We start from the raw sequence: 26,224 nt of genomic DNA, 5'->3' as shown, positions 1-26,224 counted from the left end.
GGATAATCTTCATCTAAATGGCGGCGGGAAACGGCAATTCCGCGTCCGGCTTGGCAGCCAGGATCACGCGCTTGAATTCAGACTGGATGCGCGCCAGCGCCCGCTCCGACTCAGCCTCAAAACGCATCACGACCACCGGCGTGGTATTGGATGAACGCGCCAGGCCGAAACCATCGGCGTATTCAACGCGCAAACCATCGATCTTGATGATCTCTTCCGCGCCAGGAAAACTCGCCTCGTCCTGCAATTTTTCGATCAGGGCGAAATTCTCGCCCTCCTCCAGTTTCAATTGCAGTTCAGGCGTGCTGGAGGATTGCGGCAAGGCGTTCAGCAGCGCGGACGGATCGCTTTCGCGGCTCAGCAGCTCCAGCAGGCGCGCACCGGCATACAGGCCGTCGTCGAAACCGTACCAGCGATCCTTGAAGAACACGTGGCCGCTCATTTCACCGCCCAGTGGGGCGCCGGTTTCCCGCATCTTGGCCTTGACCAACGAGTGGCCGGTCTTCCACATCAAGGGCTTGCCGCCGTGTTCCGTGATCCATGGCGCCAGGTGACGGGTGCATTTGACGTCATACAGGATCTCGCGGCCGGGATGGCGCGTCAGCACGTCGGCGGCAAACAGCATCAGCTGCCGGTCCGGATAGATGATCTGGCCATCCTTGGTGACGACGCCAAGACGGTCGCCGTCGCCATCGAATGCCAAGCCGATTTCCGCATCGGAGTTTTGCAGGGCGCGGATCACGTCCTGCAGGTTTTCCGGATGCGCCGGATCGGGATGGTGGTTGGGGAAAGTACCGTCCACTTCGCAGAACAGTTCCTGTACCTCGCAGCCGAGTGCACGATACAGCTCGCCGGCAAAAGCGCCGGCGACGCCATTGCCGCAATCGGCCACGATCTTCATCGGCCGCGCCAGCCTCACATCGCTGAGAATACGCTGCAGGTAGGCATCCTTGATGTCGTGCCGCCGATAACTGCCGTTGGGCGCAGCCACGGTAGCCCCGTTGCTGCCATTGACGATGGCTTGATAAAGCTGCTGGATGGTCTCGCCATAAATCGCCTCCCCTGCCAGCACCATCTTAAAACCGTTGTAGTCGGGCGGATTGTGGCTGCCGGTGACCATGATTCCGGATTGCGCACCGAGTACGTGGGTAGCGAAATACACCATGGGGGTCACCACTACGCCAAGATCTATGACACCCACACCTGCATTTTGCAAGCCCGTCGCCAAGGCTGCGCTCAGTTCCGGTCCTGACAATCTGCCGTCGCGCCCAATAATCACGACGTTTTCTCCTCTGGCGCGGGCAGCGATGCCGAATGCCCGGCCGATCTGGCGTGCAATCCCTTCGTCGAGCGTAGCGCCGACGACGCCGCGGATGTCATAAGCCTTGAATATGGATTTTGATAGTTGCACTATGTTTTCCTCGAAATGAATGCCAAATGAATGCCTTAACAGCGTTTATAAATGTCTTCGAAGCGGACGATATCGTCCTCGCCCAGGTAACTACCCGACTGCACCTCAATCAGGTGCAGCGGCAATTTCCCGGGATTTTCCAGCCGATGCTTGACGCCGATGGGAATATAAGTAGATTCATTCTCGGTAAGGAATTTCTCCTCTTCGCCGCAGACAATGCGCGCCGTGCCGCTGACCACCACCCAATGTTCAGCGCGGTGGTGATGCATCTGCAGTGAGAGTTTGCCGCCCGGATTAACCGTAATCCGTTTCACCTGGAAGCGGTCGCCGGCGTCTATGCCTTCATAGCAGCCCCACGGCCGGTAGACGCGCATGTGATTCATGTGTTCGGTACGGCTGTCTTTCCTCAGGGCGTCGACGATTTTCTTGACGCCTTGCACCTGGTCCTTGTGCACCACCAGCACCGCGTCCTTGGTTTCCACCACGATGGTGTCTTTTACCCCGATCACCGCCACGAAACGACTTTCCGCGCGAATCATCGAATCGCGCACGCCGTCTGCATAGACGTCGCCGCGCAATACATTGCCGTCGTCATCGCCGTCCATGATTTGCCATAATGCGGACCAGGAGCCGATATCGCTCCAGCCTATCGCCGCCGGCACCACCACCGCGTGCCGGGTATGCTCCATGACCGCGTAATCAATGGATTCAGCCGGGCACTTGGCGAAGGCCGCCTCATCCAGTCGGCAAAAATCCAGATCCCGGTAGGAAGCGTCGAAAGCCAGCTGGCAGCTGTCGGCGATAGCCGGCCGGAATTCGCGCAACTCAGCCAGGTAGCGCGCCGGCTGGAACAAGAACATGCCGCTGTTCCAGCTATACGCGGCATCGGCGAGAAAAATCTCTGCATTCGCCTTGTCCGGCTTTTCGACGAACTTCTCTACCGCATGACAGCCGTCGATGCCGCTGTAGGCGGCTTTGGCGCGGCGAATGTAGCCATAGCCGGTTTCCGCCGCGGTCGGCACGATGCCGAAGGTCGCCATGGCGCCCTTCCCGACTGCCTGCGCCGCATGCTGGACGGCGCCATGGAAGGCTTGCGGATCGCCGATCACGTGGTCTGCCGGCAGCACCAGCATGATGGCATCCTTATCGTGCTGCAGCAGGTAGTGCGCCGCCACCGCAACCGTCGGCGCCGTATTCTTGGCTTCCGGCTCAAGCAGGATAGCCAGCGGAGCGATGCTGATCGCGCGTAGCTGCTCGGCTACCATGAAACGATGTTCATTGCCGCAGGTGAGCAGCGGCGGCATCAGTTCCGGCCAGTCCGCCAGCCGCAGCAAGGTTTCCTGTAGCATCGAATATTGCGAGCGCAGCGCCAGCAACTGCTTGGGTATGGCTTCGCGCGAAAGCGGCCACAAGCGCGTTCCGGAACCTCCGGCAAGGATCACTGGATATATTTTCATGTCAGCTCATTCCAGGGAGGTTACCGGTTCCAGCAGGCGGTCGCGGGCGTCGCCCCAATCCTGTACCCTGGCCTCGGACAAACGACGCATCTCGCCGCCACGGTTTACGCTGTATTCCTTGAATACGATTACCTCCTCCAGCCGCGCATCGCCGAGGACGCGGGTGTATTCGAACAGCACGCTGCGCTCCACCTGCGCGCCGCTGCAGATATGGCTGCCGTTCCCTATCCAGGTCGGGCCGACGATCTTGCAGCCGGCGTCTATGCGGCAGCCCGAGCCGATATACACCGGTCCTTCAATGGTCGTCCCATGCCAGTCTATGCTGGTGTTGAGACCAGCCCACAAGCCATCGGCAATTTGCTTTCCCGGGATATCCAGCTGCGCCACGTGACCCTGCAATACGCTTTGCAGGACACTCCAGAAGTCGGTCACGGTGCCGATATCGGTCCAGTTGAAAAACCGCTGCTGCGCATAGAACGGCAGGTTTTTCTTCGCCATCAGCGGAAACAGCTCGGAGCCGATATCGAACATCGTGTCGGCCGGAATCAGGTCGATCACCTCCGGCTCAAAGATGTAGATGCCGGTGCTGGCAAAATTGGACAGGGCCTCATGCTGCTCCGGCTTTTCCTGGAACGACTGCACCCTGCCATCCTGGTCCATCACCACCACGCCGTAGTTGTTGACCTTGTCCCAAGGCACCTCCTTGGTGATGACGCTGGCCATGGCGCCCTTGTTCTTGTGCTCGAACAAGGCCGATGCGAGATCCAGGTCGATCAAGGCGTCGCCGCAGATGACGATGGTGGTGTCGTCGAAAAAATGTCCGAATTGCTGGATCTTCTTCATGCCGCCGGCCGAACCCAGCGGCTCCGCCACCACTTCTCCGCGCTCGTTGGTATAGCCTTCGAAGGAATAGCCGATCTGCACCCCGTACTGGCTGCCGTCGCCAAAATATTCTTCGATCTTGTGATGCAGGTAACTCACGTTCACCATGATCTCGCGCACTCCGTAACTGGCCAGATATTCAACCAGGTAAGCCATCACCGGCTTGCCCAGGATCGGTATCATCGGCTTGGGCAGGTCGTAGGTCAGCGGACGAACGCGCGTCCCTTTGCCTGCTGCCAGAATCATTGCTTTCATTTTTCACCTCGCGTGGATTTGAACAAAATCAGGTCGGACGGCCGCCCTGCGGCGGCCATTTCCGGGCGGTTTCTTCAGGTTTTTTGGCTCCCGCTGTCATACCTGCGGCACAGCAGCAGGAATTTCAGGATGTCGACGGTATAGCGGCGCAACAGGCGGCGCGGCTCAAGACATAGGCGATACAGCCATTCGAGCCGCATCTTTTGCACCAGCCGCGGCGCCCGCGGCTTGTAATCGCCCCAGAAATCGAACAGGGCGCCGACGCCGATGACGACTTTTGCATCCAGCGCCTGGCGGTTGGCGAGTATCCATTCTTCCTGCAGCGGATTACCTAGCGCAACCAGTACGATTTCCGCCTGCGCCCGGTTGATCTCCTCAACCAGGCCGGCGCGCCGCTGCTGCAAGCAGGCATAGCCGTCGCAACTGCCGACCACCGTCTGTTTCAGCGTCGCGCGCACATGCTCGACCGCCTTGGGCAGGATCTCCGGCTTTCCTCCCACCATGAATACACGCTTGGGTTCATCCGCCCCAGACAGCAGTTGCGGTATGAAGTCGGTGCCGTTCAGGTTTTCCTTGAAGGCGTGGCGGCGGAACAGGAAGGCGGCGATATCCATGCCGACGCCGTCATTGACTATCGTCACCGAACTGTTCTTCATCTTGTCCAGCAGATGGTTGCACTGGACGATGAAATTTGTATTGGCAAAAAACAAGGTGATCTTCTTGTTCAACCACATCGCGTACAGCAGATATCTGGCCAGCACGGGGGATGTGGTCGTCACTATCGGAAAACCTGCAATCGGAATTGTCTTCTTTGTGTTCATGAAAAATCTCTCCTAAACCGCGTCGCTGAAGACGCGGAAATATCCATGGCTGCACACCGTTCCGCTGCTTATCGCATACGGCCAAGGCGCATGGCTGAAAGCAGCAAGCCGTGCCAGGAAGCGTTAACCGTCCTGATCTGCCAGCCGGTGACGGCTACCATGAACGGGTACAAAAAACAGGCAATAAGAACACCGCCCGCAACTAGAGTCACGTTGCCAAGACCTGGCGGAATCAGCGACAAATAAAGCACCAGCCCCAAAACCAGAATGATGCTGCCCACCAGCGGCGGCGCCAGCGCATACCACATCGCCCGCGCGTTCAGGCCAAGCGCACGGTTCAGCAGGATCTGGGATATCGGGAAAACCAGCAGGTAGGCGCCGCAGAACGACAAGCTCATGCCGAGCAAGCCGAAGCGATAGAAATTCACCGCCAATAGGGTCGCCAGCGTCAATTGCGCGATGCCGAGCAGCACCGGCACACGGTTCCTGCCCAGGGAGAAAAACAGGTAGTCGTTCAGATGGACGATAGACGACAGCAGGTACAGCAAGGCCAGCACGCCGACTATCGGCGCCGCCGGCAGCCATTGAGCGCCGAATACGGCTGCCACCAGAGGTTCTGCCAGCACAGCCTGGAAACACAGCAAGGGCGCCACGCAAAACAGCGTGATGCCGACAATCTTCAAATAGCCGCGGCTGAGCGCCGACAGGTCGGCGCCGGCATCGGAAAATACCGGCAACGCGACTTTCTGCATGGAGCTGGCGATCACCATGTACACCGACGAGGTCACGCGTTTTGCCAGGTTGTACAAGCCGGTGGCGTACGGCCCCAGGAAAATGCTCACCAGCAGCGAATCGCCATTGGTATTGGCAAAGCTCAAGACACCGGTCAAGCCAACCTGGCGGATGTCGTTCCAATATTTATTGTTCAAGCCGCGGTCAAGCACGATGCGCGGCAGCCAGCGGCTTTGCGCCACAATCAGCGCCAGCGCCAGACCGGATCCAGCCACCTGCTGCACCACCAGCGACATCGCGCCCCAGCCGCTGGCGGCAAGCCCAATGCCGACTACGCCGCCGGTCAATACCGAACCGATCGAGCGGATCGCCAGCTGGCGGAACATCATGTTGCGCACCAGCCTGGCTTCATAGGCTCGCATCAGGCCGAAAAACAGCACCGAAAGGCTCATGCCCTGCAATACCGGCTTCAGTTCCGGCGCCCGGTACATGGAGGAAACCACGCCCGCGGAAAAAAACATCAAGGCGGTCAGCAGCAAGGCAGTCGTCGCACAACAGGTAAACACCCAGGAATAAAGCCTGTCGTCCGGGACGCCGCCGCGTATCACCGGCATGGCAATCGCATCGAACACCACCAGCCGGGTAAACAGGATGAACAGATGGGCGACTGTCAGCAGGCCGAACGCATCCGGCGCCAGAAAGCGCGCCAGCACCGCAAAGATCACGAATGAAATGACTTGCTGCGCGAGATTGTCCACGATCGACCAGATCGATCCGGAGGCTAAGCCAGTGGTCTTCTGATTCATAACACTCCCATCTTTGTTGCTACGCGCGCCAGCCGCGCATGCGCGCCAGCACGCTCAGGTACTTGAACCTGGCCTTGAGAAAATTACCGCTCGCCAGCGCCACCAGGACACCGCAGCAAGTCCTGATGCAGGTAACCGGGAAATACCAGAACGGATAGTGGTTGATGCGCATCACGCGCCCTATTCCCGCTTCATATTTCTGCTGCCGGCTGCAGGCGCCGGCATCGAAATGACTGGTCTTTACCGGATGATGCAAAGTCATGTCAGCCATGAATTTCAGCTTGAACCCATGGCGCAGGCTGCGCAGAAGATAGTCGGTGCCTTCCGCCGCCCCCCACACCGTACCCGCGCCGACGCCCAGCGTCTGGTCGAACGGCCCGATCGCATCGATAACGCGGCGGCGCAGGAAAATGCTGAATTCAATCGCGCCGCGCCATACGTTATAGCGGTCCAGCAGCACGCTGCTTGCCAGCCAGCGGCCCTCGGTATTGCCGTTGCCATCGGTGAAACGGCCGGTAATCCCGTCCAGTTCCGGATGGCCGTTCAATACAGTTGCGACCTTTTGCAGCAAGCCCAGCGGGTACCAGCAATCGTCGTCGGGGAAGGCAATCACGTCTCCATCCACCCGTTCCAGCCCGAGATTGCGCGCGCGCGATACGCCGCGCGCCGGCGCCCGCACATGGCGCAGCGAGAATTTCTGGCGGTAGCGCTGCAGCAGCGCCACCAGCCTGTCATCGTCGTTCTGGTCGACCACGATCAATTCAAAGTTGCGGTAGTCTTGCGCGTCCAGCGATTCCAAAAAACGCACAAGTTCCTCAAACCGTCCTACCGTAGCTAACACCAGCGAAAATTTCATTTGCATTCCTTTCAGTCTTGCTATCTGGCCGGGCATGGTCTGCCGGGCGCTATTGCTTGTCCTTGGACGGCATGGCATTTTTCAAGATCGACATTTGCGGCCGCTCGCCGCCGCCGTCCGGCTGCAGGCTGAACGGATAAGTCCCCAGCCATTGCCCCGCGGCCCAATAGGTCCAGCCGCCCCAGGCGGGGTTGCCTTTGATTGCATCCACCATCGCCGACAAGGCTGCCAGGCATTGCTGATTTGCCGGCACGCCGAATTCGCCCAGGAACAGGCGGCGCCTGGTCGAGGTGGCCCAGAGGGCGACGTTGGCCATGATTGCGCTCAAGCGGGCCGGCTCTACGCAATCGTTGCCGGTGCCGGAAAAATTCGCGTCCGCGTACTGATGGACTTCGATCATGTAGTTATCGGCGGGATCGTGAAAGAAGCGGAAGGCGTCGGCATTGGAAACCACGCCGTCTTTTGCATACCAGGAGTGGGCGCCGCTCCAGCCGCCGCCGGGAACCATGATCAGATGCCGCGAACCTTTCCTGCGCAAGGCGCTCAGCGTCTCTTGCGCGGTTGCCGCCCATTCCGCGGTCGGCAGCTTGGCCGGTTCGTTCATCAGGTCGAAGGCGACGTTGGCTGGATCCCTGAAATTGGCCAGCAGGCGCTGCCAGAGGTCGACCAGGGCCGCGCGCGGCACTTGCGGCGAACCGATAGGCTTGCCGCGATATTGACCATAGTTGTGCACGTCGAGGATCAGGCATACGCCGATTGAACTGGCGGCCGCGACGCTATCCTTGATACGCTGCAGTTCGGCCTGGTCCAGTTCGCCGAACAGCTGCGGCTGCACCCTCTCCCATAGAAACGGCAGGCGGAAGGTGTTCATGCCCATGGCTTGGAACAGGCGCATTTCGTCCAGGTCCGGATACACGTAGTCGGTGAATACCTTGCCGGGCAATTTCTCGGCAGCGAACTCGGCGCCGCTCAAGTTGACGCCGGCCAGCGGCTTGCCGTCCAGGCAAGCGGCCAGCACCGGCTGGCACATCAAGGTAAAAGCCAGGGCTGCGGCGGAAAACAGGCATTTGATCATCTGATATCACCTCCTAAAGGCATAGCCCGAGGGCTGGCCGCCGTCGGAAACAGGGTAAGGAATTTCCGCTTGAATACAGCGCCCACGGATCTGATCAAACGCGCTCCGGGTTTTTCCAGCAATCGATAGCTGAGCCATGAAAGCAAGAGGACAAGCATTGTCAAGGGAAGCAAGATGAAGAGTTGGAACGGCCCAGGATGGATTTTGCGGAGCAGGTAAATAACCGGCATATGCAGCAGATAGATGGAGAAACTGCATTCGCCGCATAGAAGCATGACCCTGTTTGCGAAAAAGCCGTTGCCGACGGCAGAGGGGAAAGACAGGCTGAATACCAGCAAGGCGCCGAATACGGCGGTCAGGATGCTGTTGTAGAACTCCTGGTTGCCGGAAAACGGCAGCACCAGCCATCCCGCCGCAATCGAAACGAGCGCGGCAATCGCTAGCGCATGCAGGACGGCGAACAGTTTGCGGCTCTGGTCGGCGCTCTGGATATGAGATCGCATCAAGCCGGCAACCATGCCGAACAGGAAATAATGCAATTTCGAGCCGACGAAGGTACCCGGGAAAATATCCCGGTACGACAGCAGAATCACGCTGGCCAGGACCAGGAACAACAGGCCGGCGACGTCGGCGCGGATCAGGTAGCGGCTGCTGGCGGCCCAGGCCAGCACGAACAGGAAGTAGAACTCCACCTCCGGCGTGATGCTCCAGAATACCGACACATTGCCCGAGAAGAAAATATGGCGCAGGATATTCTTGCCCGATATTCCATAGACGAAATTCGGATCGAGGTTGACGTAGATGAAAAAGGACAGCAGCAGGATGACAATATAGGCGGGCGCGATGCGGGAAAAACGGGAAACCGCATAGTCGACCACGTTGAGCGCCGAAAATCTCTTGCCGAGGTAGAGATAGGCCATCAGAAAGCCGCTCAAGGAAAAGAAGACCGTCACGCCGATTTCCCCGGAAAGATGGTTTTTCCAGGGCAGCGCGAACCAGTCCAGTGCGTGGCCGTACACCACCAGCAGCGCCGCCAGTCCGCGCAATCCCGTGATGGCATCGATTTTTTCTCTATCCATGGTTTGCCCCGGATGCCATGAGCTGCCGCCTCAACGCACCAGCTCCTTGTATACGTCGATATATTTTTCCGCGATGTGCCGCCAGTTGTAGCGTTCCACGAACTGTTGCATCTGCGCTCGCCGCTGCAGGTAATCCATCTGCGTCTCTTGGTGCAGGGCCAGCAAACGCCTTATGTTTTGTTCCTGGTTTTGCGCTGACAGCAGCAAGCCTGCTCCGGATTGTTCCAGCAGGTTGCGGAATGGCGGAATATCGCTCAAGACCGGCGTCAAGCCGGCGCTCATCGCCTCGATCGGTGCGATACCGAAGCCTTCATGCCTGGACAGGCAGATGAAATAGCTGGATTGCGCTATCAGCGCCGCCAGTTCATGATCGGACGGATTGGCAACGATCTGCACCGCGTCCGCCAGCTGCTCCCGCTTTGCCCATGCCTGCAATTCTTCCGCGCTGTGGTCATATTCGCGGCCGGCGATGATCAGTTTCCAGCCAGGCTGGCGCCGCGCGAGTTGCTGGAACAGAGCCAGTGTCTCGAGCAGGCCTTTGTTGATCGACCAGCGGCCGAAATAGATCAATGTCCGTGTCGGCGCGAGCGCCGACTGGCCGCTGTATTTTTCGACATTGACGCCGTTTTCGATCACGGCCAGCTTGGGCGGCTTGACGATCCCGGAAAACATGTCGCCGTCGTTGTCGCTGGTAGCGATGATCTTGTCGTAGGCCATGGATGATGCGCGCGTGACCGTGTTGAAATAGATTTTCTTGAGCCTGGAGGCGAACCTGGTGTGGAAGAATCCGCCATGGGTCGAGGCCACCAGCGGCCGCCTGTGCAGGGGCCGGGTCAGCGCCAGGTAATCGAAAAAGAAGTCGATGCCGTGCACATGGATCACGTCGGCATCGGCAACGTGTTCCAGCACGCTTGGGCACACCGGATATCTGCTGCTGCCGTGGAACGGCAGGCGCACCACGGCGACACCGTTGACCATGGCTTCGGCGCTGAGGAATTCGGCTGAATTCCTGAACAAGCGGTTGAGCGTGACCACTTTCGGCAGCTGGCCGTGGTGATCGCGCTGCTGCCTGGCGATATTCTGCACCACGTCTTCCATGCCGCCGATGGAGGGAGAATACTGGCGCACGATGTGCACGACTTTAATAGGCATTTTTTTGCTCCTTTGTTTTATCCGCCGGCCGCGTTGCCGCACCAGCCGGGGATGAGGAAGAGGAAAAAGCGGCCGCCTTGCCTGCGGTGCAGCCGACCAGGAACCAGAGGATGCCGGCGGTCTTCAAGGCAAACAGCGAAGTGCCGCTGACACAGAGGATCAGTGAGATGTACAGTGTGATGTAGGTGCGGAAACGGTCCCCCCGCTGGTCCTCCATCTTGAGCATCCAGAACGGACACCAAAGCAGGAAACACAGCGGCAGCCCAAGCCGCGTCAGCAAAGAGGGATAGCCCATGTCGCCGAAATTGGTGTTGTAGCCGTCCAGGCCGAGCAGCATGCCGACATTCAGGTTGAGCAGCGTACGGCCGCTCACATATAGCCGGCCCAGGAAACTGTCGCTATAACTGCCATCGAAGAAAGCGCCTATCAGCAGCAGCATCAGCGCGCTCAGCAAGGGCAGCACGATCAGCCAGGTGTTGCGGCTCCTGGCCAGGGGCGAACAGCGCAGCGCGATCAGCACCGCGACTGTGATCATGCCGTAACGCGAGTCGCTCATGACAATCATGACGGCGGCGGCCAGCAGGAAAAAAATCGTCTCCTTGATTTCTTCACGCCGTTTCGCCAGGCCCCAGGCCGCAATGATCACGGCAAAATTTCCAAGCGAAACCGGCTCCAGGAAAATCGAGGATATGCGGTGGCTGCCGAGCAGCGCCGGCAATATGGTGCGGCCGATTCCCTCCGGCCGTATGCCGTTCAGCCCCAGCACGCTGTCCTTTGCCCAGTTGGAGCCGGCGGCCAGGCCGCCCTGGTTGACGTAATAGGAAAAAATATTGAAGATGCGCGAATAAAAATCCAGGAAAAACCATTCAAGGAAGCCGAATGCCAGCACCAGCAGCACTGCCAGCTTGAGGACACGGTCGGCATACCGTATATCGCCGATCTGCCGCCCGAGCCCGTAGAACAGGATGGGAATCATCACATCCCGGAATCCTTTCGGATCGAGCTGGTTGCGCATGATCGCCAGCAGGAACAGATAGGCCGCCGTCAGGGCGGCGACGGCGACCAGTTCCAGCCGAATGTTCTTGCTCAGCACCACCATGCATGACAGGTAGATGACAAATTCCGCAAACACCACGCCGGCGGTGGAAATGGCGTGGACATTGGTATGGATGGCGCACAGCGCCGCCTGGTACAGCAGCGCCGCGATGAGTATCCACCACGTCAGCCGTTCGGCCGGCAGCGACAAGCCGGCCGAACGCGGAAAAAAGAAATCCCTGATGTTGGCAAAACCTTGCATGCGTTTGCTTCCCTCTATTAAAAACTGACCAGCACCGAACCGACCACTTCCGTGCCGCTGCGGCGCAGCTGGTCGCTGAAAGCGCTGAGATCGGCCGTCCGGGTATGGTCTTTGCGCACCACCAGCAGCACGCCGCCGGCGCGGGCGGCGATGGTCAGAACGTCGGCTGCGCTGGAACAGGCCGGCGTGTCATACAGGATGACGTCGAAACGGCTGCGCAAGGTCTGGTTCAAGGCGTTGAAGCTGGAGCGATTGATCAATTCCTGAGGATTCGGCACCGTCGCTCCGGCCGGCAGCAGCGACAGGTCGGCGAACGACTCGGCGACCGCGAGCGGCTCCAGGCCGGAGCGTCCAGCCAGCACGTCGGCCAGCCCATGGCCGGCGGCCAGGTTGAATATCCGGTGCTGGCGCGGCTTGCGTAAATTGGCGTCCACCAGCAGAGTCTGCATGCCCAGCTGCGAAAACACGATGGCCAGGTTGGCCGTCAGCAGGCTGGTGCCGTCGCCGGCATTGACGCTGGCGATAGCCAGTGTCTTGCGCGCCCCGGTAAACCAGCGCAGCATCAACTGGCTGCGCACCGAACGCAGCATTTCGACTTCCGCGCTGAAGGGCTGGTAGGCGGCGACCAGGGCCGCCGGATAGTTTCCGGGGCTTTCCTGATAGGGATAGTCGAACTGGCGCGACAGCACTTGCTGGATATCCAGTTCGCTGATCAGGCCCAGCTGTTGCGCCGCTTCGCCGAAACGCAGCCCTTGTTCCTGCTGCAGGCGCCTTACGCGTTCGGCCTGTTCCAGCGTGAGTTTCCCTTGTTCTACCAGCATGTGGCCCATATTGCCGTCCTTGCGGGACGCCATTGTGCTGCCGAAGAGTGGACTGACTGGTTTATTCATTTTGTTTCACCTTTCCGGCGATCATCGCGATAAAAACAGCTGAGGCAATGCGATCCTGCGTGCCGGCTTGCGCCAGACGATGGTGCCCAGCAGCGGTGCGTCCAGCACGTTGAGCAGGTCGCTGCCGCTCCTGATGCGGCGGTTCGCCATTTCCGCCAGCACCGCCAGGGCCAGTCCAAGCATGCTGCCGAACAGCAGCGACAGCACCATGTTGAGCGGAACATTGGGACTGGCGGGACGGCTCGGCACGGTGGCCGGGCTCAGCACCGAGACATCGGACTGGTTCGACTGCCCTTCCAGTTCGGTCTGGCTCAGGCGCTGGGCGGCGGCGTCGTAGGCATGCTGCGCACTCTCGACATCCTTGGCCAGCACCGACAGTTCGTCGCGGGCGCGGTTGAGCTGCAGCACCTTGGCGGTTTGCGCCGACAATGCGGCGCGGATTTCGGCCGCGCGCTGGCGCTGGATGCGGGCATTGTTGGCGGCGCCGGCATTGGTGGCGCCGATGCTGCTGTTGAGTGCGGAGCGCAACTGGTCGACCTCTGCCTTGGCAGCCTGGTACTGCGGGTGGTTGCGGTCCAGGTTCTGCGACAGCAAGGCGAATTTCCCTTCTGCCGTCGCCAGCGACGCTTTCAGGTTCTGCACCAGTACGTTCGAAATCACGTCCGGCGAATCGCGGCCGCCGCTGCCCATCGCCTGGCTGCCGCGCGACGAGGCTTCCGCCCCCTGCCCTTGCGCCAGCACCAGCTGGCTCGACAATTCATTGAGGCGCGTGGTCTCGACGTCCAGGTGACTGTCGGCACTGACCAGGCCATGCTCTTGCTGATAGCGCGACATCTTGTCCTGGGCTTGTTCCAGTTCGACGCGCAAGGCCTTGGTCTGCTGCGTGAAATATTTGGCAGCCTGCTGCAAAGGCTCGACCTTGATCTGCAGGTTGAGCTGCTGGTAAGCGGCTGCGATGCCGTTCGCCACCTGCGCCGCAAATGCCGGATCGCTGCCCTTGGCGGTGATTTCTATCATGCTGCTCTCGCGCGAAGGCGCTACTTCGATCATCTTCAACAGAGAATCAGCCAGCCACTCGCGGATCGAACCCTTGCCGTTGGCCAGCTGCCTGAAGCGCTGCTGGGTGACCGGATTGTCGGCCAGGCCAAGCATGTCGACCGCCTTCAAAGCCACGCCTCTGCTGCCGACGATATCGACCTGGGTGGCGATATAACCGGACACCAGCTGCGCCGGCAGCACATGGCCGGACACCGGGTCGGTGCCCTTGTAGTTAAGCAGCAGCGTCGCCGATGTCCGGTAGATCCTGGGCAAGGCGAAGCTGACCGCGGCAGTCGCCGCCACCGCGATCAGCAAGGTCAGCAGGATCACCCAGTAGCGTGCGCGCAGGATGCTTAGAAGCTGTGGGAAAGTCATGAGAGCTCCTCTCTAGTAGCGGCCTGAAAATGGCAATGGCTCCAAATGCGGATCAAAATACGGATCGGAATAAGCATCAAAACAGGCTCTCTTTCACATACACGACATCGTCCGTCTGCAATATTTCGTCGCGCGTGGCGTCTATCATCAGGAAATTGCCCTTGCTGTCGCGCCGCTTGATGCGCACGCCACGCTCGGTGCCGCGCGGCGTCAAGCCGCCCCCGATCGACAAAGCCTGGGCGATAGTCATGTTGCGTTCCAGCCGGTAGCCGCCGGGATGCTGCACTTCGCCATAGATATAGAATTTGGGCGCGCGGTCGACATAGATCATGTCGCCGTTGACCAGGTCCAGGTTCGCTTTCATGTCCGCCGCCTGTATCATGTCCTGCAGATTGACCACCTGCTTGCTAGTCTTGCCGCTGCGGGTGCGGACCACCACAGCGGTATCGCCGCCCTCAGGACCGACGCCGCCAGCCATCGCCAGCATGTCGGTCACGCTGCGCTTGCCGGCAATCGCATAGCGGCCCGGATGCAGCACCTGGCCGAGTATCGACACCTGCTGGCTCTGCAGCTCGGTCACCGTGATATTCACTTCCGCCTTGCGCAGGAAGCCACCCTCGATCAGCATGCCGGAGATTTTTTTCTCAGCCTCGGCGGCCGACAAGCCGCCGATGCCAACCGCACCTATCAGCGGAAACGTGATGTTGCCGGCATCGCTGACCTTGGTTTCCAGGCTCAGGTCGGGATTGCCGAACACCGAAATCTTCAAGCCGTCGCCGGGACCGATCGGCGTATCCGCCGCGTTGGCGGAATTGATCGAAAGCGCCATCAGAAGCGCCAGCAAACACAGGTAAATTCGTCTTATCATGATGGCCATCCCATTCATTTATTGTTGATTCCGGCAGGCAGCGTCAGACTGTTCATTTGAGCCCCGCCACACCAGACACTTCCATGCTCTTGCGCACCTCGGCCTGCTGCTTGCCTGGTGACGTCGCCGCCACCGGCAGGCCCTTGCTATCGATGCTGTTAGCCGGCTTCTCCATGTACTCAAGCCTGGCCGCCGAACGCAAGCGGGTGATTTCCGAAGTGGCAATTTCCTGCATCTTCTTGTTCATCAGGTAACGCTCAATCTGCGGCCGGGCGACGTCCGGCGCAACCGGGCTATCCCGCAGTTCGGTCAGGACGCACAATAAATCGCGTTGCCCGTCCTTCATGACAAACAGGCGGCTCCTGCCCAGCGCCTGCAGCTTGCTGCCTATTTCTGCCGGCAGCTCTGCGCTGCTGTAGGAATATTGTCTTTGCGCATGCGCGATCTTGTTTTGCCGCAGCCATGCAGCCACCTGGCTGAGCGACTTCGACGAATCCATCATGGCTTTCAGCGGCGCGCTGAAGTCGCGGTCGGCAATGATCAGCTGTTCGACCTCAAACATCTTGCGATGGGCAAACATCTCCGGATGCGCCTGAAAATAACCTTCGACTTCCGCCTTGCCAGGCTGCTCCTGGTTGCCCGCCCTGGATTCGAGGTAAGCCTGCACAATGGCCTGGGTCTTGAAACGTTCGATAATCTGTCGCAATGCCGGGTCGCGGTCGATCTTGTTGCGCAAGGCTTCATCCAGCAACAGCTGGCGGTCGATCAAGGCTTCCATGGCTTGTTCGCGCATGGCTTGCCGCGGCGCGGCGCCATCCTCCTGCAGCCTGCTGGCGTAGCGCAGTTCGGCCTCGAGCTGCGGCGCGGTGATCTCTTCGCCGTTGATCCTGGCCACTACCTGGCCGCCTTTCTTTTTCTGATCGTCGCAGCCAGACAAATTTATTGCGGTAAGCAGCATCAGAATGCCTATTCCTTTCACGCCTAGCACCTTATTGACGAGAGACTTACTACCGATACGTTCAGAACACCTCAAGATCCGACTCCTCCGACTCCTGTTAACAAGACAATTCCCGGCGGCGTGGCTGCGGCCGCTGCACCGGTGGCGGTTTGGATCAGACTGCATGTTGCCCGGCCAGCCGTGACGCCGAACCGAAACCGATGGAGGTGCGCATGGGGCGGCGGCGCAGCTGGTACAACAGGAAGCTGAATGCGATTAAAAGCATGGCCCAGCGCGCCGGCTTCTGCGGCGGCTTTGCCCTGAAGTCCTTGAGGAAATAAAACAGCAGGTCGTCCGACGCATTCATGCCGGCCACCGCCTTCCTGGGAGCCTGGACCAGCTTGGGAGTGCTGGAAAAAGCCACGGGAACGATGCCGGCGGCGGACCGGGCGCGACCGCCCTGTGCAGAAAATGCATCCTCCCTGGCCGCTGCGGCGGGCTCCGGCGCCACCATTTCAGCGATCGCAGAAGCAGAACTGGCGGCCTCGGTTTGCGCTTGATAGGCATACACTGCCGACGAATTTCCAGCCTCTTGCTGTTGCCCGTTCAACTGAAAAACCGGGGCCGCGGCCATCAGCGGGCCGCAATAGGCAGCCAGCAGCAAGCTCATCGATAGCACAATTTTCTTCATGATTCTCTCCTGACAAAGTCCAACGTATTTCTTCAATTTCCTGATTCGGGAAAGCGGAAAATGATTCCTTCCGTGTGGCGCACAGCCTGATACACCTAGTAAGCACTATCCTTCTTCAATACCTCTTTGACCGTGCGCACGATGATCCACAGGTCCAGCGCCAGCGACCAGTTGCGCAGGTATTCCAGGTCGAACTCGATCCGCGAGCGCATTTTGTCCAGCGTGTCGGTTTCGCCGCGGTAGCCGTTCACCTGCGCCCAGCCGGTGATGCCCGGCTTGACCTTGTGCCGCAGCATGTAACCCTTGATCAGCTTGCGATACATTTCGTTGTGGGCGACGGCATGCGGACGCGGGCCGACGATGCTCATGCGGCCCTGCAGTACATTGAAGAACTGCGGCAATTCATCCAGCGATGTGCGCCGCAGGAAGCCGCCGAAGCGCGTCACGCGGGCATCGTTCTTCTTGGCCTGGTCGACTACCGCGCCGTCTTCGGCAACTGTCATCGAACGAAACTTATAGACGATGATTTCTTCACCGTTCAAGCCGTAGCGGCGTTGCGCAAAAATGATGCGTCCGGGTGAAGAAAGTTTTACCCCGATCGCAATGGCGAGCATGATGGGCAGCAGCATGATCTGGATCAGCAGCGCCAGGACTATGTCGCTGCCGCGCTTCAAGACACCGCGCAAGCCGATGAAAGGGGTCTCGCAGATGCCGATGACCGGAATCCCTGCGATGTGGTCGAGCCGGGCCTGTATCAGGCCGAAGGTATAGATATCGGGTACGAAATAGACCGACGCCGTGGTATCGCGCAACTCCTCCATCAGAGCCAGCACCCGTGGCTGCGCCGACATCGGCAGGCAGATGAATATGGTGCGTATCTTGTGGGCGCGCACATAAGCGCCGACGTCTGCGATGGCGCCGAGATGCGGGCAGCTCATCCCGGACGGGCGGGCGGCCTGGTTGCGATCGTCGAAGAAGCCGCGCATGTCGATGCCGGCATTGCTGCCTGAGGCCAGGCACTTGAGCACATCGTCGATCGGATCGTTGGAACCGACGATGATCGCCGAACGCAGCTTCAGCTCCTTGCCGAAATGGAAGGCCAGCATATGCGCCGTCAGGCGGCTCAGCAGCAATGCGAACGGCGCCAGCAAAAACCAGGCCAGGATGACACGCTCGGAAAACTCGTAGCGCAACCCGGTTCCCTGCCCGATCAGGACCAGGACGACGACGGTGGCCGCCCAGCCCATGAAAATATCGCCGGCATACGCTAGCTGCTTGCCTATATGCAGGGTGCGGTAGAGGTCGATCTGTTCGTAGACATAGGAAGAGATGAAGAAGGCGATGATCATCAGCAGCAGGTAGTCGCCGGTGAATATTTCATTCTGCGTCAGCACGATCAGGTACAGCGAGCCAAGGATGATGGCCGGATCAAGCAGGCGCTTGAAAAACGAAACCAGCGGGATGTCGTTCTCAGTCATTTCCCACCTCTAGAATGCATAGCGCGTATTGAGCATCACGCCGTTGCTGACAAAACCGCCTGGCGCATTTCTCAAGGTCTGCGTGCTGCGGGTGCCGGACAGCTGGACGCGCCAGCGCAAGGTCGGGTTGTAGACCACGCTCAGCGCGGCATCGCGCAATACATCGTTTTGATTGATGGAACCGAAGGTGCCGGATCCGGAGGATGGTCCGAAATCTCTTTTTTGATACTTGTACTGCGCCACCAGCTGGATTTTTTCCGAATACTGCCAGGTCGACCCCAGGCTGGCGCCATGGTTCAGGGAATAGACGGTGGAGAGATCGTCCACCGCGCCTATCTCGCGCCAGCCGGCGACCGAGAGCTGAATCTTGCCGGTCGGCGACCAGTCGGCGGAGAGACGCGTGTTGACGCCGCTGAAATTCCTGACTGGAAGCGCATCCTGCTTGCGGCTGACCCAGCCGCCAAGGAAGTGCAACTGCGTCTTGCCGCTCAGCAGCCAGTCTATCTTGGCTTTCACTTCATCCTGGTTATAGCCGTTGAACACCAGCAAGCCGTTGTCCAGCTCAGGATTGGGGAAATCGGCATGCGTATGGCGCAGCTGGAGGCCGATCGTGCTGCCGCTGGCGGCCAGATAATCCAAGCCGAGTTCGGTCCGGTTCTGGTTGTTGGCGGCAGGCTGCTGCGACGCCAGGTCGTATTTCAATTTGCTGTACTCCAGGCCGCCGCGCACGCGCCAGCTCGGATGGAACAGCCAGGAACCGTCGGCGTAGACTTTTTCCTGCGTACGTATATTTCGCTCCAGCAGATGGAAGTCGATGAACGGCGTCAGTCCTTCCGAATAATTGGCGCCGATATTGCCTTCGAAATGGTCGCCTGCATGCCAGTTCCAGTTTGCGGCGAGATTCTTGTCGAGGTGATTGAGCTGGTCGAAGTGGTTGTAATCAACCTTGGCAACGTTCAGGTTCGCCGTCAGGTGCTGCCGGCTGAGCGTCTTGTCCACCGCCAGCCCGAACAGATAACGTTGCGTGGTGTCGGACAGATCGCTGCCTATTCCCATCGCCTGCGCCGCCGCCGAATTCTGCAGCCTCAGCAGATTGCTGTCGTAGCCGATGCTGTAACCGGCGTAGGGTGTGACCGCATCCGCCGGCGGCTGGATGATGTCGGCGGGCGGCATGATATCGGTTGGCACCAGGTCAGTGGCGCTGGCCTGGGTTGCGACTGCGGCACAAGAGCATATCGGTATCAGAAAAACGATCTGCCATGGCATACGGTAAAACTCGCTACAGGATTTTGAGCGCCTGTTCATTACACACCTCTCTAACGCAGCAGCTGCGTCATAAATGCATCGATCCAGGCTGGCTTGATATTGATATTTTTTTACCAGGCAAATGGCGCGGCGGAATTTCCCACCTATGGATCGATTCGCTGTTTTTGGAAAACCATCAAGCGATCAAAGATTGAGTCTTTCGAAGAAACCGGATCTATCGCCCTGCTTGCGGGCGGAATTCCGGCCTGGTCATCAGTTACGGAAAACTGAAACTGTGCGACAGACAACAATGCTGCTTGCCATCAGGCTGCTGACGGCAACTGTGATAGGGAATGAAACAAGAGTGGGCGGAAGGAAAAACAGGAAATGCCGTACAGGCGCTTGCGCACGATACTTGACATACGGACATCGATTTTCAGGGAACGCTTTACATCTTGTGCATCGGCTGCAAGCAATCCAGGGTGAGTGGCATTCTTACAAAAATGGTGAGCGGTTTTTCGCATGATATTCCCCTTAACAAGATACTTATGGAGCCAGCTGCGGCTCATACTGTAATTTGAATAAAGTTGGCACCAACGTCAGTTTCTTACGATCTGAGAACGTCAGGTTTCGATCTGCATTTTTGAAATAATCGCATTGCGAATACATGTTGCAGGACAACATAATGACCCCCGTCTTAGAAACTTAGTTCGTCATTGAAACGATTTGTTACATCTTACTTTTTATCAGTTCTCACGTTGACAACTACTTCGTTGACTGTTTAAAAATACATAAAAACATCAAATTTCCAATCCGACAAATTTTTATTAAAATGCCTCAAAACGCATTAAATATAAGCTTCTCAAGCGATTAACGCATGTCCATAATATGTCGCCAGAGCGTAAATTTCCATGTCGCGGAAAAATTATCGCGAGTTATTTTTGACCTTCGAAAAAACTCCGGCGCTGCTAACCAGACATTGGTTTTCGCAAGGAAACAATTGATTGTGCGAAGCAGCAAATAAATCTTAAAAAGTACTTTACACAAATCAATGCCACGGATTAAATCAAGAGAACGGAATAAATCATATAAATCATATATTCATTAAAATCAGCTACCTTCCAAACATAGAACCGGATAACTAAATTAATTACTCAAAAGAAAGGCAGGAGATGATGTGGCACAATTACGCGGACCTTGCGGTGATGAACTGGATATCTCAATTCACGGCCGCGTCGGCTCCTTTCAACCAGATCGTTCACTACATTTCAGGCTCCAATTTGTTCAAGGGCTTGCCGATCATGGGCATGCTTTGGTACTTCTGGTTCAGGGATACGGATCCGAAATCAGGCAGCAGGCGCATCATCATCGCCACCTTGCTGGGCTGCGTGCTGGCCGTGCTGATCGCCAGGGTCGCGAACAACATCGGCCCTTACCAGCCGCGTCCTTTCGCCAGCATCGCGCTCTCCAATCACCAATACGTCGGCTTACCGCTGCCGGAAAGCCAGGCTTTGTACATATGGAGCTCCTTTCCCAGCGACCACGCCGCCTTGTTCTTCAGCCTGGCTACGGGAATTTTCCTGATCTCAAGAAAGGCAGGCCTGTTGGTCTACCTGTATGTCCTGCTCTTCATCGCATTGCCTCGTGTATATCTTGGCTTGCACTACCCTACCGACATCATTGCCGGCGGCATCCTGGGAATAGCCTGCGTAGCGCTGTCCAATCGCAGCAGCGTCATCGCCTTATATGACAAGCACAGCACCATGCTGCTGGACAAATATCCGGCGGCCTTCCAGACCGCCTTGTTCATCATCAGCGTTGAAATAGGCACGCTGTTCGGCGACATCCGCCTTCTTCTCGAGGGCATAGTGAAATACTTTCCAAAATAGGGTTATCCGGCCACCTGATATTCCACTCCGCGCATTGGGCAAGCGCTGCATCAATGATCGTGCGCGAGGAATTTCCTTGGGGGAATGGCCATGTTATTGCGTAATTCTGCCTCGGTCTGTACGCCAGCTAACAGAGAAGGCAGTGCAAAGACAATGAACCATTTTCTAGATGAAGTAGCGCTCATCCCGGCCAAGGATGGCTTGTTCGACGAGGCCTGCAATATCGGCGCGGGCAGCAAGAAGTTCCTGCAGGACTGGATCGACTGCTATCTTGCCTGGGTAAAAACACAAGGCCTGATTGGTTTTTCTTCGCCGCGCGCTCAGGTCAGGCACGGGCACAGCTGCCGACCCTGCGAGCATGATCGACAAACAAGACTTGTCATGATTTAGGAAAGTATCAATCGCAGCGGACCGCCTGCCGGTAGCCTGCTGCCGGATGCCTGCCGGGCAAGGTTGGCTGCCCGGCCTCAAACAATTTCTCGCGCAAAGTCCCCTCTTCGTAATCCAGCTTGTAAGAACCGCGCGCCTGCAATTCAGGGACCACCAGGTCGACGAAATCCTCGAAACTTTCCGGCGCCACCGTGCGCGTCAGGTTGAAACCGTCGATATCGGTATCCCTGACCCAGGCTTCCAGCTGATCCGCCACCTGCTGCGGCGAGCCGACGATGGTCACATAGCGCCCGCCCAGCGCCAGCTGGTCCAGCAGCTTGCGCACGGTCCAGCCGGCATCGGCGGCTGTCACTGCCTTGGCGGAGGACTGGATGGCGTTGCTGTTGGCCGGCTTGATGGCGTCGTCGATGCCGTACTTGGAAAAATCGAAGCCGGTGCCGGCGGCGAAGTGGGCCAGGCCGGCTTCTGGATTGGCGTAACGGCAGTACTCGGCATATTTTTCTTGCGCCTCGGCGGCGCTCGGCGCAACGACGACCGAGATGCCCATGAAGATTTTCAGGTCGCCGCGCTGGCGGCCAGCCCTCTCTGCCTGGTCGCGCAGGTCGCTCACCAGCTTGCGCGCCGCCTCCGGTTTCTGGCTGGAGATGAAGACGCATTCGGCATGTGCCGCGGCAAACTGCTGGCCGCGATCGGAGGCGCCGGCCTGGTACAGCACCGGAGTGCGTTGCGGCGATGGTTCGCTGAGGTGATAGCCATCCACCTGGTAATGCTCGCCACGATGGCTGATGCGGTGCACCTTGGCCGGATCGGCGAAAACACGGCGCTGGCGGTCGCGCAGCACGGCGCCCTCTTCCCAACTGCCTTCCCACAGCTGGTACAGCACCTGCATGAATTCTTCCGCCCGTTCATAACGGGCATCGTGTTCCGACTGCTCGCTCAGCCCCATGGCGCGCGCCGCGCTATCGAGGTAACCGGTGACGATATTCCAGCCGATGCGGCCACGGGTCAGGTGATCGAGGGTCGACATGCGGCGCGCGAACAGATACGGCGCTTCATAGGTCAGGTTGACGGTGACGCCGAAGCCCAGATGTTTGGTGACGGCGGCCATGGCCGACACCAGCAGCAAGGGATCGTTGACCGGCAGCTGGATAGCTTCGCGCACGGTGAGGTCGGCCGAGCCCTGGTAGACATCGTAGACGCCGACGATATCGGCCAGGAACAGGCCGTCGAACTTGCCGCGTTCCAGCAGCCTGGCCTGTTCGGTCCAGTATTCGAGGCTGGTGTATTCGGTGGAACGGTCGCGCGGATGCGTCCACAAGCCATGGTTGATGTGCCCGACGCAATTCATGTTGAAGGCGTTCAGGCGGATTTGCTTCTTCGGCATAGGTTGGTTCAGATGGCGCCGTGGCGCGGCGGATTTTTTTCGTTGAGATAGTAGTTGCCGACCGCGTGATACTTCCAGCGCACCGGATCGTGCAGCGTGTGGGTGCGGGCGTTGCGCCAGTGGCGGTCGAGGTTGTGCTCCGCCAGCGTGGCTTGCGTGCCGGCCAGCTCGAACAGCTTGCTGCCAGCGGCCAGCGATATTTCCGTGCTCAGTACGCGCGCTTCCGCCACTGCAATCGAAGCTGCCGCCACCGATGCCACGGTCGGATCCCAGGCGGCGGCATCGACCGCCGCGCCGGCCAGCTCCAGCAACGCTTCCGCACCGGCCAGCCGCACCGCCAGGTCGCCGAACTCGCGCACCGTCAGCGGATCGTCGATGGCGCGCTCGACCTTGCTGTCGATCCAGGCGCGCGAACGGGTCCGCACGAATACCGCGGCGTCATGCAAGGCGGCGCGGGCGATGCCGGTGTCGATCGCCGCATGCAGCAGCTGCGCCACCGGACCCAGCGAAGTCGGCCGCTCGAAGGCGCTCTGGAACGGCAGCACTTCTTCCACCGTTACCCAGACATTGTCGAACACGACGGAACCGCTGCCGGTAGTACGCTGGCCGAAACCGGACCAGTCGTCGATCACCTTGACGCCCTCGGTGTCGCGCTTGACGATGGCCAGTTGCTGGACGCCGTCGTCGTCGATCACCGAGACCGGAATCCGGTGCGCATACAGCGCCCCGGTGGCATAGAATTTACGGCCATTGATGCGGAAACCGTCGCCATCCTTGCTCAGCCGGGTACGCCGCTCCTGCGAAGTACGCGTGCCGAGTTCCGCCAGGGCGTTGCCGAAACGCTCGCCGGCCAGGATACGTTCGAAGTAATAGCGCTTTTGCGCTTCGCTGCCGTTGACCCGCAAGATCTCGACCGCATAGAAGTGGTTTTGCGGGATTTGCCCGAGCGAGCCATCGGCCGCGGCAATAGTGGCGATCACCTCGGCCAAGGTGACATGCGAGACGCCGGCGCCGCCATAAGCGCGCGGCACGGAAATCCCCCACAGGCCGGAACGGGAAAACTGCTCCAGTTCATGTAGTGGCAGCCGCCGCTCGCTATCGCGCCGGCTTGCTTCGCGCGTGAATGAAGCGGCCAGCGCACGCGCTGCCGCAATGGCTTGGATATCGTCGAGAATGCGCACCACCGGACCGGCGGCGTTGATAGAAGTCGTCATGGCGTCAGTTCCAGGAATGCCGTGCGGGTGCGATGCCGTTCAGCAGGTAATTGCCGATGGCGTGCAGCTTCCAGCGCACCGGATCGTGCAAAGTATGGGTGCGGGCGTTGCGCCAGTGGCGGTCCAGGTTATGTTCCGCCAGGGTCGATGCCGAACCGGCCAGCTCGAACAGCTTTTCGCTGGCGAGCAGGGCTATCTCGGTGGTCATCACCTTGGCTTTGGCGACCGCAATCGAGGCGCGGGCGGAGGCATCGGTGTCGATCGCTACAGTTGAAATCTGGTCCAGCGCGACAGCGGCCTTGGCCAGCAGTGCATTGGCCGCATGTAGGCGGATCTTCAGGTCGCCGATGTCGCGGATGACGTAAGGATCGTCGCTGGCGCGCTCCACCCCGCTGTCGGCCCAGGGCCGCGAGCGGCTGCGAACAAATTGCACGGTGTCTTCGATGGCGGCAGCGGCGATGCCGGCGTCAATCGCGGCCTGGATCAGTTGCGATGCCGGCCCCTGGATGCTGACTTGCTCGGCCAGCTTCTGCAACGGCAGCACGTTTTCCGCGGCCACCGCCAGGTTTTCCAGCAGCACCGTGCCGCTGGCGGTGGTGCGCTGGCCGAACCCCGACCAGTCGTCGACGATGGTGAGGCCGGGCGTGCCGCGCTTGACGAACACCAGCACCGGCTGGCCCTGCTCGTCGAGCGCCTTGACCGGCACCCAGTGTGCGAACAAGGCGCCGGTGGAATAGAATTTCTTGCCGTTGAGGCGATAACCGTTCGGCGTTTCAGTCAGGCGCGCCTTCATCTCCAGGATATTCCTGGTGCCGCGCTCCGGTCCGGCGTTGCCGATGCGCAGGCCGCTCAGGACGTCGCTGTAGATGCGCGCCTTTTGCGCGGCGTCGGCGCTGTGCGCGACCACGCCGAGGATGCCGAAATGGTTTTGCGGAATCTGTCCCAGCGCCGGATCGGCGGCGCACAGCAGGCGGAACACTTCAGCCAGGGTGCGATAGGAAACCTGGGCGCCGCCGAACTCGCGCGGCACCGTGATGCCGCCCAGTCCGCTGGCGGAGAATTTTTCGATTTCCGCCCAAGGCAGACGGCGCTGGCGGTCGCGCGCGCTGGCGTCGACGCGGAACTCGGCGGCCATCTCGCGCGCGATGTCCAGCGCTTCCTGGTCCGTGCTGATGCGGTGGGCCGGCAAAACCCGGGGTAACAGGTCTGCCTGGCTTGCATCCGTTGCAATTGTCGCGATAGACGACATGAATCACCTCTCTGGTAGCGCAGTTGGCGGCAGCTTGTGGCTGCCGTCGGTTGCCAAGAGAAAACGATAGCGCGCAGAGGAGGCAGGCGTCCAATAAGAAAAACGCGTGAGAGTATGCGGAAATTGTTTTGCCGGCGTTCAGCGGATGCTGATTGCATGCGGCGCAATCACGATGGCGGAACTAGAGGGCTTGCTCAAGGACAGGAAAAGCGTTACTGCGGTGAGCCTGGAGCCGCGGCCAGTCATCCAGTACATCGAACGACCGCGGCCAGATATGAGAACTGAGCAGAACTTGAAGGGAAGGAAGTACGACTACTCAGGCTGCGGCAAGAACTGCATCAACCTTGCTCATGCAAACTCAAACGGCATCAGGGCCGGTTTCGCCGGTGCGGATGCGGATCACCTGTTCGATATTGCGCACGAAAATCTTGCCGTCGCCGATCTTGCCGGTGCGTGCCGCCTTGATGATGGCATCCACTGCGCGCTCGGTCAGGGCGTCGTCGATCACCAGTTCGACTTTCACCTTCGGCAGGAAATCGACCACGTATTCGGCGCCGCGGTACAGTTCGGTATGGCCCTTCTGGCGGCCAAAGCCTTTTACTTCAGTCACGGTGAGGCCGGTGACGCCGACTTCGGCGAGGGCTTCACGCACCTCGTCCAGCTTGAAGGGTTTGATAACGGCAGTAATTTGCTTCATGGCAACTCCTTTAGGCATTAAATATAAATCTGTTGCAGTGTGCTTGTCGTCCAGGC

General features: G+C 59.2%; 24 protein-coding genes. 3 read left to right on the top strand and 21 right to left on the bottom strand.

All coding sequences use genetic code 11. The annotated features are described in order from the left end of the window. Positions 1 to 13: 13 nt before the first annotated feature. From BCF11_RS20765 to epsL, 17 genes are all read right to left on the bottom strand, one after another. On the bottom strand, positions 14 to 1,414 hold the full coding sequence (locus BCF11_RS20765; RefSeq protein ID WP_098496426.1) for a phosphomannomutase/phosphoglucomutase: 1,401 nt from the start codon (positions 1,412 to 1,414) through the stop codon (positions 14 to 16). A gap of 32 nt (positions 1,415 to 1,446) precedes the next feature. Then, on the bottom strand, positions 1,447 to 2,868 hold the full coding sequence (locus BCF11_RS20760) for a mannose-1-phosphate guanylyltransferase/mannose-6-phosphate isomerase (protein ID WP_098496425.1): 1,422 nt from the start codon (positions 2,866 to 2,868) through the stop codon (positions 1,447 to 1,449). Positions 2,869 to 2,874: 6 nt separating this feature from the next. After that, on the bottom strand, positions 2,875 to 4,005 hold the full coding sequence (locus BCF11_RS20755) for a sugar phosphate nucleotidyltransferase (RefSeq protein ID WP_098496424.1): 1,131 nt from the start codon (positions 4,003 to 4,005) through the stop codon (positions 2,875 to 2,877). Positions 4,006 to 4,079: 74 nt separating this feature from the next. Further along, positions 4,080 to 4,826, bottom strand: coding sequence for a WecB/TagA/CpsF family glycosyltransferase (locus BCF11_RS20750; protein ID WP_098496423.1), 747 nt, complete (start codon positions 4,824 to 4,826; stop codon positions 4,080 to 4,082). A gap of 68 nt (positions 4,827 to 4,894) precedes the next feature. After that, positions 4,895 to 6,364 (bottom strand): lipopolysaccharide biosynthesis protein, encoded by a 1,470-nt coding sequence (locus BCF11_RS20745; protein ID WP_098496422.1) that lies wholly within the window; start codon positions 6,362 to 6,364, stop codon positions 4,895 to 4,897. 19 nt (positions 6,365 to 6,383) lie between these two features. Continuing rightward, entirely contained in the window at positions 6,384 to 7,220 is an 837-nt protein-coding gene (locus BCF11_RS20740) for a glycosyltransferase family A protein (RefSeq protein WP_233212568.1), read from the bottom strand. Positions 7,221 to 7,269: 49 nt separating this feature from the next. Then, entirely contained in the window at positions 7,270 to 8,295 is a 1,026-nt protein-coding gene (locus BCF11_RS20735; protein ID WP_098496420.1) for a glycoside hydrolase family 5 protein, read from the bottom strand. Beyond that, the gene (locus tag BCF11_RS20730; protein WP_098496419.1) at positions 8,292 to 9,374 is read right to left on the bottom strand and encodes an acyltransferase; all 1,083 of its coding nucleotides are present in this window, start codon (positions 9,372 to 9,374) and stop codon (positions 8,292 to 8,294) included. Before BCF11_RS20730 ends, BCF11_RS20735 begins: the two co-directional genes overlap by 4 nt. Before the next feature lie 30 nt (positions 9,375 to 9,404). Then, positions 9,405 to 10,526 (bottom strand): glycosyltransferase family 4 protein, encoded by a 1,122-nt coding sequence (locus tag BCF11_RS20725; RefSeq protein WP_233212567.1) that lies wholly within the window; start codon positions 10,524 to 10,526, stop codon positions 9,405 to 9,407. Next, positions 10,516 to 11,823, bottom strand: coding sequence for a polysaccharide polymerase (locus tag BCF11_RS20720; protein WP_098496418.1), 1,308 nt, complete (start codon positions 11,821 to 11,823; stop codon positions 10,516 to 10,518). Before BCF11_RS20720 ends, BCF11_RS20725 begins: the two co-directional genes overlap by 11 nt. 17 nt (positions 11,824 to 11,840) lie before the next feature. Next, positions 11,841 to 12,713, bottom strand: coding sequence for a chain length determinant protein tyrosine kinase EpsG (gene epsG, locus BCF11_RS20715; RefSeq protein WP_098496417.1), 873 nt, complete (start codon positions 12,711 to 12,713; stop codon positions 11,841 to 11,843). 21 nt (positions 12,714 to 12,734) lie between these two features. Then, a complete protein-coding gene (gene epsF / locus BCF11_RS20710) occupies positions 12,735 to 14,126 on the bottom strand; it encodes a chain length determinant protein EpsF (RefSeq protein ID WP_098496416.1) in 1,392 nt (463 codons plus the stop codon). A 76-nt stretch (positions 14,127 to 14,202) separates the two neighbouring features. After that, on the bottom strand, positions 14,203 to 14,994 hold the full coding sequence (gene epsE / locus BCF11_RS20705; protein ID WP_233212566.1) for a polysaccharide export protein EpsE: 792 nt from the start codon (positions 14,992 to 14,994) through the stop codon (positions 14,203 to 14,205). A gap of 52 nt (positions 14,995 to 15,046) precedes the next feature. Continuing rightward, entirely contained in the window at positions 15,047 to 15,952 is a 906-nt protein-coding gene (locus BCF11_RS20700) for an EpsD family peptidyl-prolyl cis-trans isomerase (RefSeq protein WP_158229241.1), read from the bottom strand. 154 nt (positions 15,953 to 16,106) lie between these two features. Next, entirely contained in the window at positions 16,107 to 16,622 is a 516-nt protein-coding gene (locus tag BCF11_RS20695; RefSeq protein ID WP_098496413.1) for a hypothetical protein, read from the bottom strand. A 95-nt stretch (positions 16,623 to 16,717) separates the two neighbouring features. Beyond that, complete coding sequence (locus BCF11_RS20690) at positions 16,718 to 18,100, bottom strand: undecaprenyl-phosphate glucose phosphotransferase (RefSeq protein ID WP_098496412.1); 1,383 nt, start codon at positions 18,098 to 18,100, stop codon at positions 16,718 to 16,720. A 9-nt stretch (positions 18,101 to 18,109) separates the two neighbouring features. Further along, a complete protein-coding gene (gene epsL, locus BCF11_RS20685) occupies positions 18,110 to 19,366 on the bottom strand; it encodes an XrtB/PEP-CTERM-associated polysaccharide biosynthesis outer membrane protein EpsL (RefSeq protein WP_233212565.1) in 1,257 nt (418 codons plus the stop codon). On the opposite strand from epsL, the gene BCF11_RS27695 reads away from it, so the two are divergent. From BCF11_RS27695 to BCF11_RS28690, 3 genes are all read left to right on the top strand, one after another. Beyond that, positions 19,360 to 19,560 (top strand): hypothetical protein, encoded by a 201-nt coding sequence (locus BCF11_RS27695; protein ID WP_143751393.1) that lies wholly within the window; start codon positions 19,360 to 19,362, stop codon positions 19,558 to 19,560. The two genes, epsL and BCF11_RS27695, sit on opposite strands and share 7 nt — an antisense overlap. A gap of 990 nt (positions 19,561 to 20,550) precedes the next feature. Then, on the top strand, positions 20,551 to 21,234 hold the full coding sequence (locus tag BCF11_RS20680) for a phosphatase PAP2 family protein (protein WP_158229240.1): 684 nt from the start codon (positions 20,551 to 20,553) through the stop codon (positions 21,232 to 21,234). A gap of 90 nt (positions 21,235 to 21,324) precedes the next feature. Then, positions 21,325 to 21,624 carry a hypothetical protein gene (locus tag BCF11_RS28690; protein ID WP_199110966.1) on the top strand — a complete coding sequence of 100 codons (300 nt, stop codon included), beginning with the start codon at positions 21,325 to 21,327 and terminating at the stop codon, positions 21,622 to 21,624. A gap of 7 nt (positions 21,625 to 21,631) precedes the next feature. Here BCF11_RS28690 and BCF11_RS20670 read toward each other — a convergent pair whose 3' ends face one another. The 4 genes from BCF11_RS20670 to BCF11_RS20655 all read right to left on the bottom strand — a co-directional run bounded on the left by BCF11_RS20670 (position 21,632) and on the right by BCF11_RS20655 (position 26,168). Next, the gene (locus BCF11_RS20670; protein WP_098496410.1) at positions 21,632 to 23,008 is read right to left on the bottom strand and encodes an LLM class flavin-dependent oxidoreductase; all 1,377 of its coding nucleotides are present in this window, start codon (positions 23,006 to 23,008) and stop codon (positions 21,632 to 21,634) included. A gap of 8 nt (positions 23,009 to 23,016) precedes the next feature. Further along, on the bottom strand, positions 23,017 to 24,222 hold the full coding sequence (locus BCF11_RS20665; protein ID WP_098496409.1) for an SfnB family sulfur acquisition oxidoreductase: 1,206 nt from the start codon (positions 24,220 to 24,222) through the stop codon (positions 23,017 to 23,019). 4 nt (positions 24,223 to 24,226) lie between these two features. After that, positions 24,227 to 25,471: an SfnB family sulfur acquisition oxidoreductase gene (locus tag BCF11_RS20660; protein WP_098496408.1), complete on the bottom strand. Its 1,245-nt coding sequence runs from the start codon at positions 25,469 to 25,471 to the stop codon at positions 24,227 to 24,229. Between the two features lie 358 nt (positions 25,472 to 25,829). Continuing rightward, positions 25,830 to 26,168, bottom strand: a complete 339-nt coding sequence (locus BCF11_RS20655) for a P-II family nitrogen regulator (RefSeq protein ID WP_038487829.1) — start codon at positions 26,166 to 26,168, stop codon at positions 25,830 to 25,832. Positions 26,169 to 26,224 lie beyond the last annotated feature (56 nt).

The sequence above is a fragment of the Collimonas sp. PA-H2 genome (assembly GCF_002564105.1).
Lineage (GTDB): Bacteria > Pseudomonadota > Gammaproteobacteria > Burkholderiales > Burkholderiaceae_D > Collimonas.
This window is presented reverse-complemented; position numbering and strand designations above follow the sequence as displayed.

Bases quoted from the DNA above. Each gene is read 5' to 3' on its own strand.
- BCF11_RS20695 (WP_098496413.1), bottom strand. From the start codon at position 16,622: ATGAAGAAAATTGTGCTATCGATGAGCTTGCTGCTGGCTGCCTATTGC.
- BCF11_RS28690 (WP_199110966.1), top strand. From the start codon at position 21,325: ATGTTATTGCGTAATTCTGCCTCGGTCTGTACGCCAGCTAACAGAGAA.
- BCF11_RS20755 (WP_098496424.1), bottom strand. From the start codon at position 4,005: ATGAAAGCAATGATTCTGGCAGCAGGCAAAGGGACGCGCGTTCGTCCG.
- epsG (WP_098496417.1), bottom strand. From the start codon at position 12,713: ATGAATAAACCAGTCAGTCCACTCTTCGGCAGCACAATGGCGTCCCGC.
- BCF11_RS20760 (WP_098496425.1), bottom strand. From the start codon at position 2,868: ATGAAAATATATCCAGTGATCCTTGCCGGAGGTTCCGGAACGCGCTTG.
- BCF11_RS20690 (WP_098496412.1), bottom strand. From the start codon at position 18,100: ATGACTGAGAACGACATCCCGCTGGTTTCGTTTTTCAAGCGCCTGCTT.
- BCF11_RS20700 (WP_158229241.1), bottom strand. From the start codon at position 15,952: ATGCTGCTTACCGCAATAAATTTGTCTGGCTGCGACGATCAGAAAAAG.
- BCF11_RS20655 (WP_038487829.1), bottom strand. From the start codon at position 26,168: ATGAAGCAAATTACTGCCGTTATCAAACCCTTCAAGCTGGACGAGGTG.
- BCF11_RS20720 (WP_098496418.1), bottom strand. From the start codon at position 11,823: ATGCAAGGTTTTGCCAACATCAGGGATTTCTTTTTTCCGCGTTCGGCC.
- BCF11_RS20750 (WP_098496423.1), bottom strand. From the start codon at position 4,826: ATGAACACAAAGAAGACAATTCCGATTGCAGGTTTTCCGATAGTGACG.
- BCF11_RS20745 (WP_098496422.1), bottom strand. From the start codon at position 6,364: ATGAATCAGAAGACCACTGGCTTAGCCTCCGGATCGATCTGGTCGATC.
- epsL (WP_233212565.1), bottom strand. From the start codon at position 19,366: ATGCCATGGCAGATCGTTTTTCTGATACCGATATGCTCTTGTGCCGCA.
- BCF11_RS20670 (WP_098496410.1), bottom strand. From the start codon at position 23,008: ATGCCGAAGAAGCAAATCCGCCTGAACGCCTTCAACATGAATTGCGTC.
- BCF11_RS20740 (WP_233212568.1), bottom strand. From the start codon at position 7,220: ATGAAATTTTCGCTGGTGTTAGCTACGGTAGGACGGTTTGAGGAACTT.
- BCF11_RS20660 (WP_098496408.1), bottom strand. From the start codon at position 25,471: ATGTCGTCTATCGCGACAATTGCAACGGATGCAAGCCAGGCAGACCTG.
- BCF11_RS27695 (WP_143751393.1), top strand. From the start codon at position 19,360: ATGGCATACGGTAAAACTCGCTACAGGATTTTGAGCGCCTGTTCATTA.
- BCF11_RS20680 (WP_158229240.1), top strand. From the start codon at position 20,551: ATGAACTGGATATCTCAATTCACGGCCGCGTCGGCTCCTTTCAACCAG.
- BCF11_RS20735 (WP_098496420.1), bottom strand. From the start codon at position 8,295: ATGATCAAATGCCTGTTTTCCGCCGCAGCCCTGGCTTTTACCTTGATG.
- BCF11_RS20725 (WP_233212567.1), bottom strand. From the start codon at position 10,526: ATGCCTATTAAAGTCGTGCACATCGTGCGCCAGTATTCTCCCTCCATC.
- BCF11_RS20730 (WP_098496419.1), bottom strand. From the start codon at position 9,374: ATGGATAGAGAAAAAATCGATGCCATCACGGGATTGCGCGGACTGGCG.
- BCF11_RS20665 (WP_098496409.1), bottom strand. From the start codon at position 24,222: ATGACGACTTCTATCAACGCCGCCGGTCCGGTGGTGCGCATTCTCGAC.
- epsF (WP_098496416.1), bottom strand. From the start codon at position 14,126: ATGACTTTCCCACAGCTTCTAAGCATCCTGCGCGCACGCTACTGGGTG.
- epsE (WP_233212566.1), bottom strand. From the start codon at position 14,994: ATGATAAGACGAATTTACCTGTGTTTGCTGGCGCTTCTGATGGCGCTT.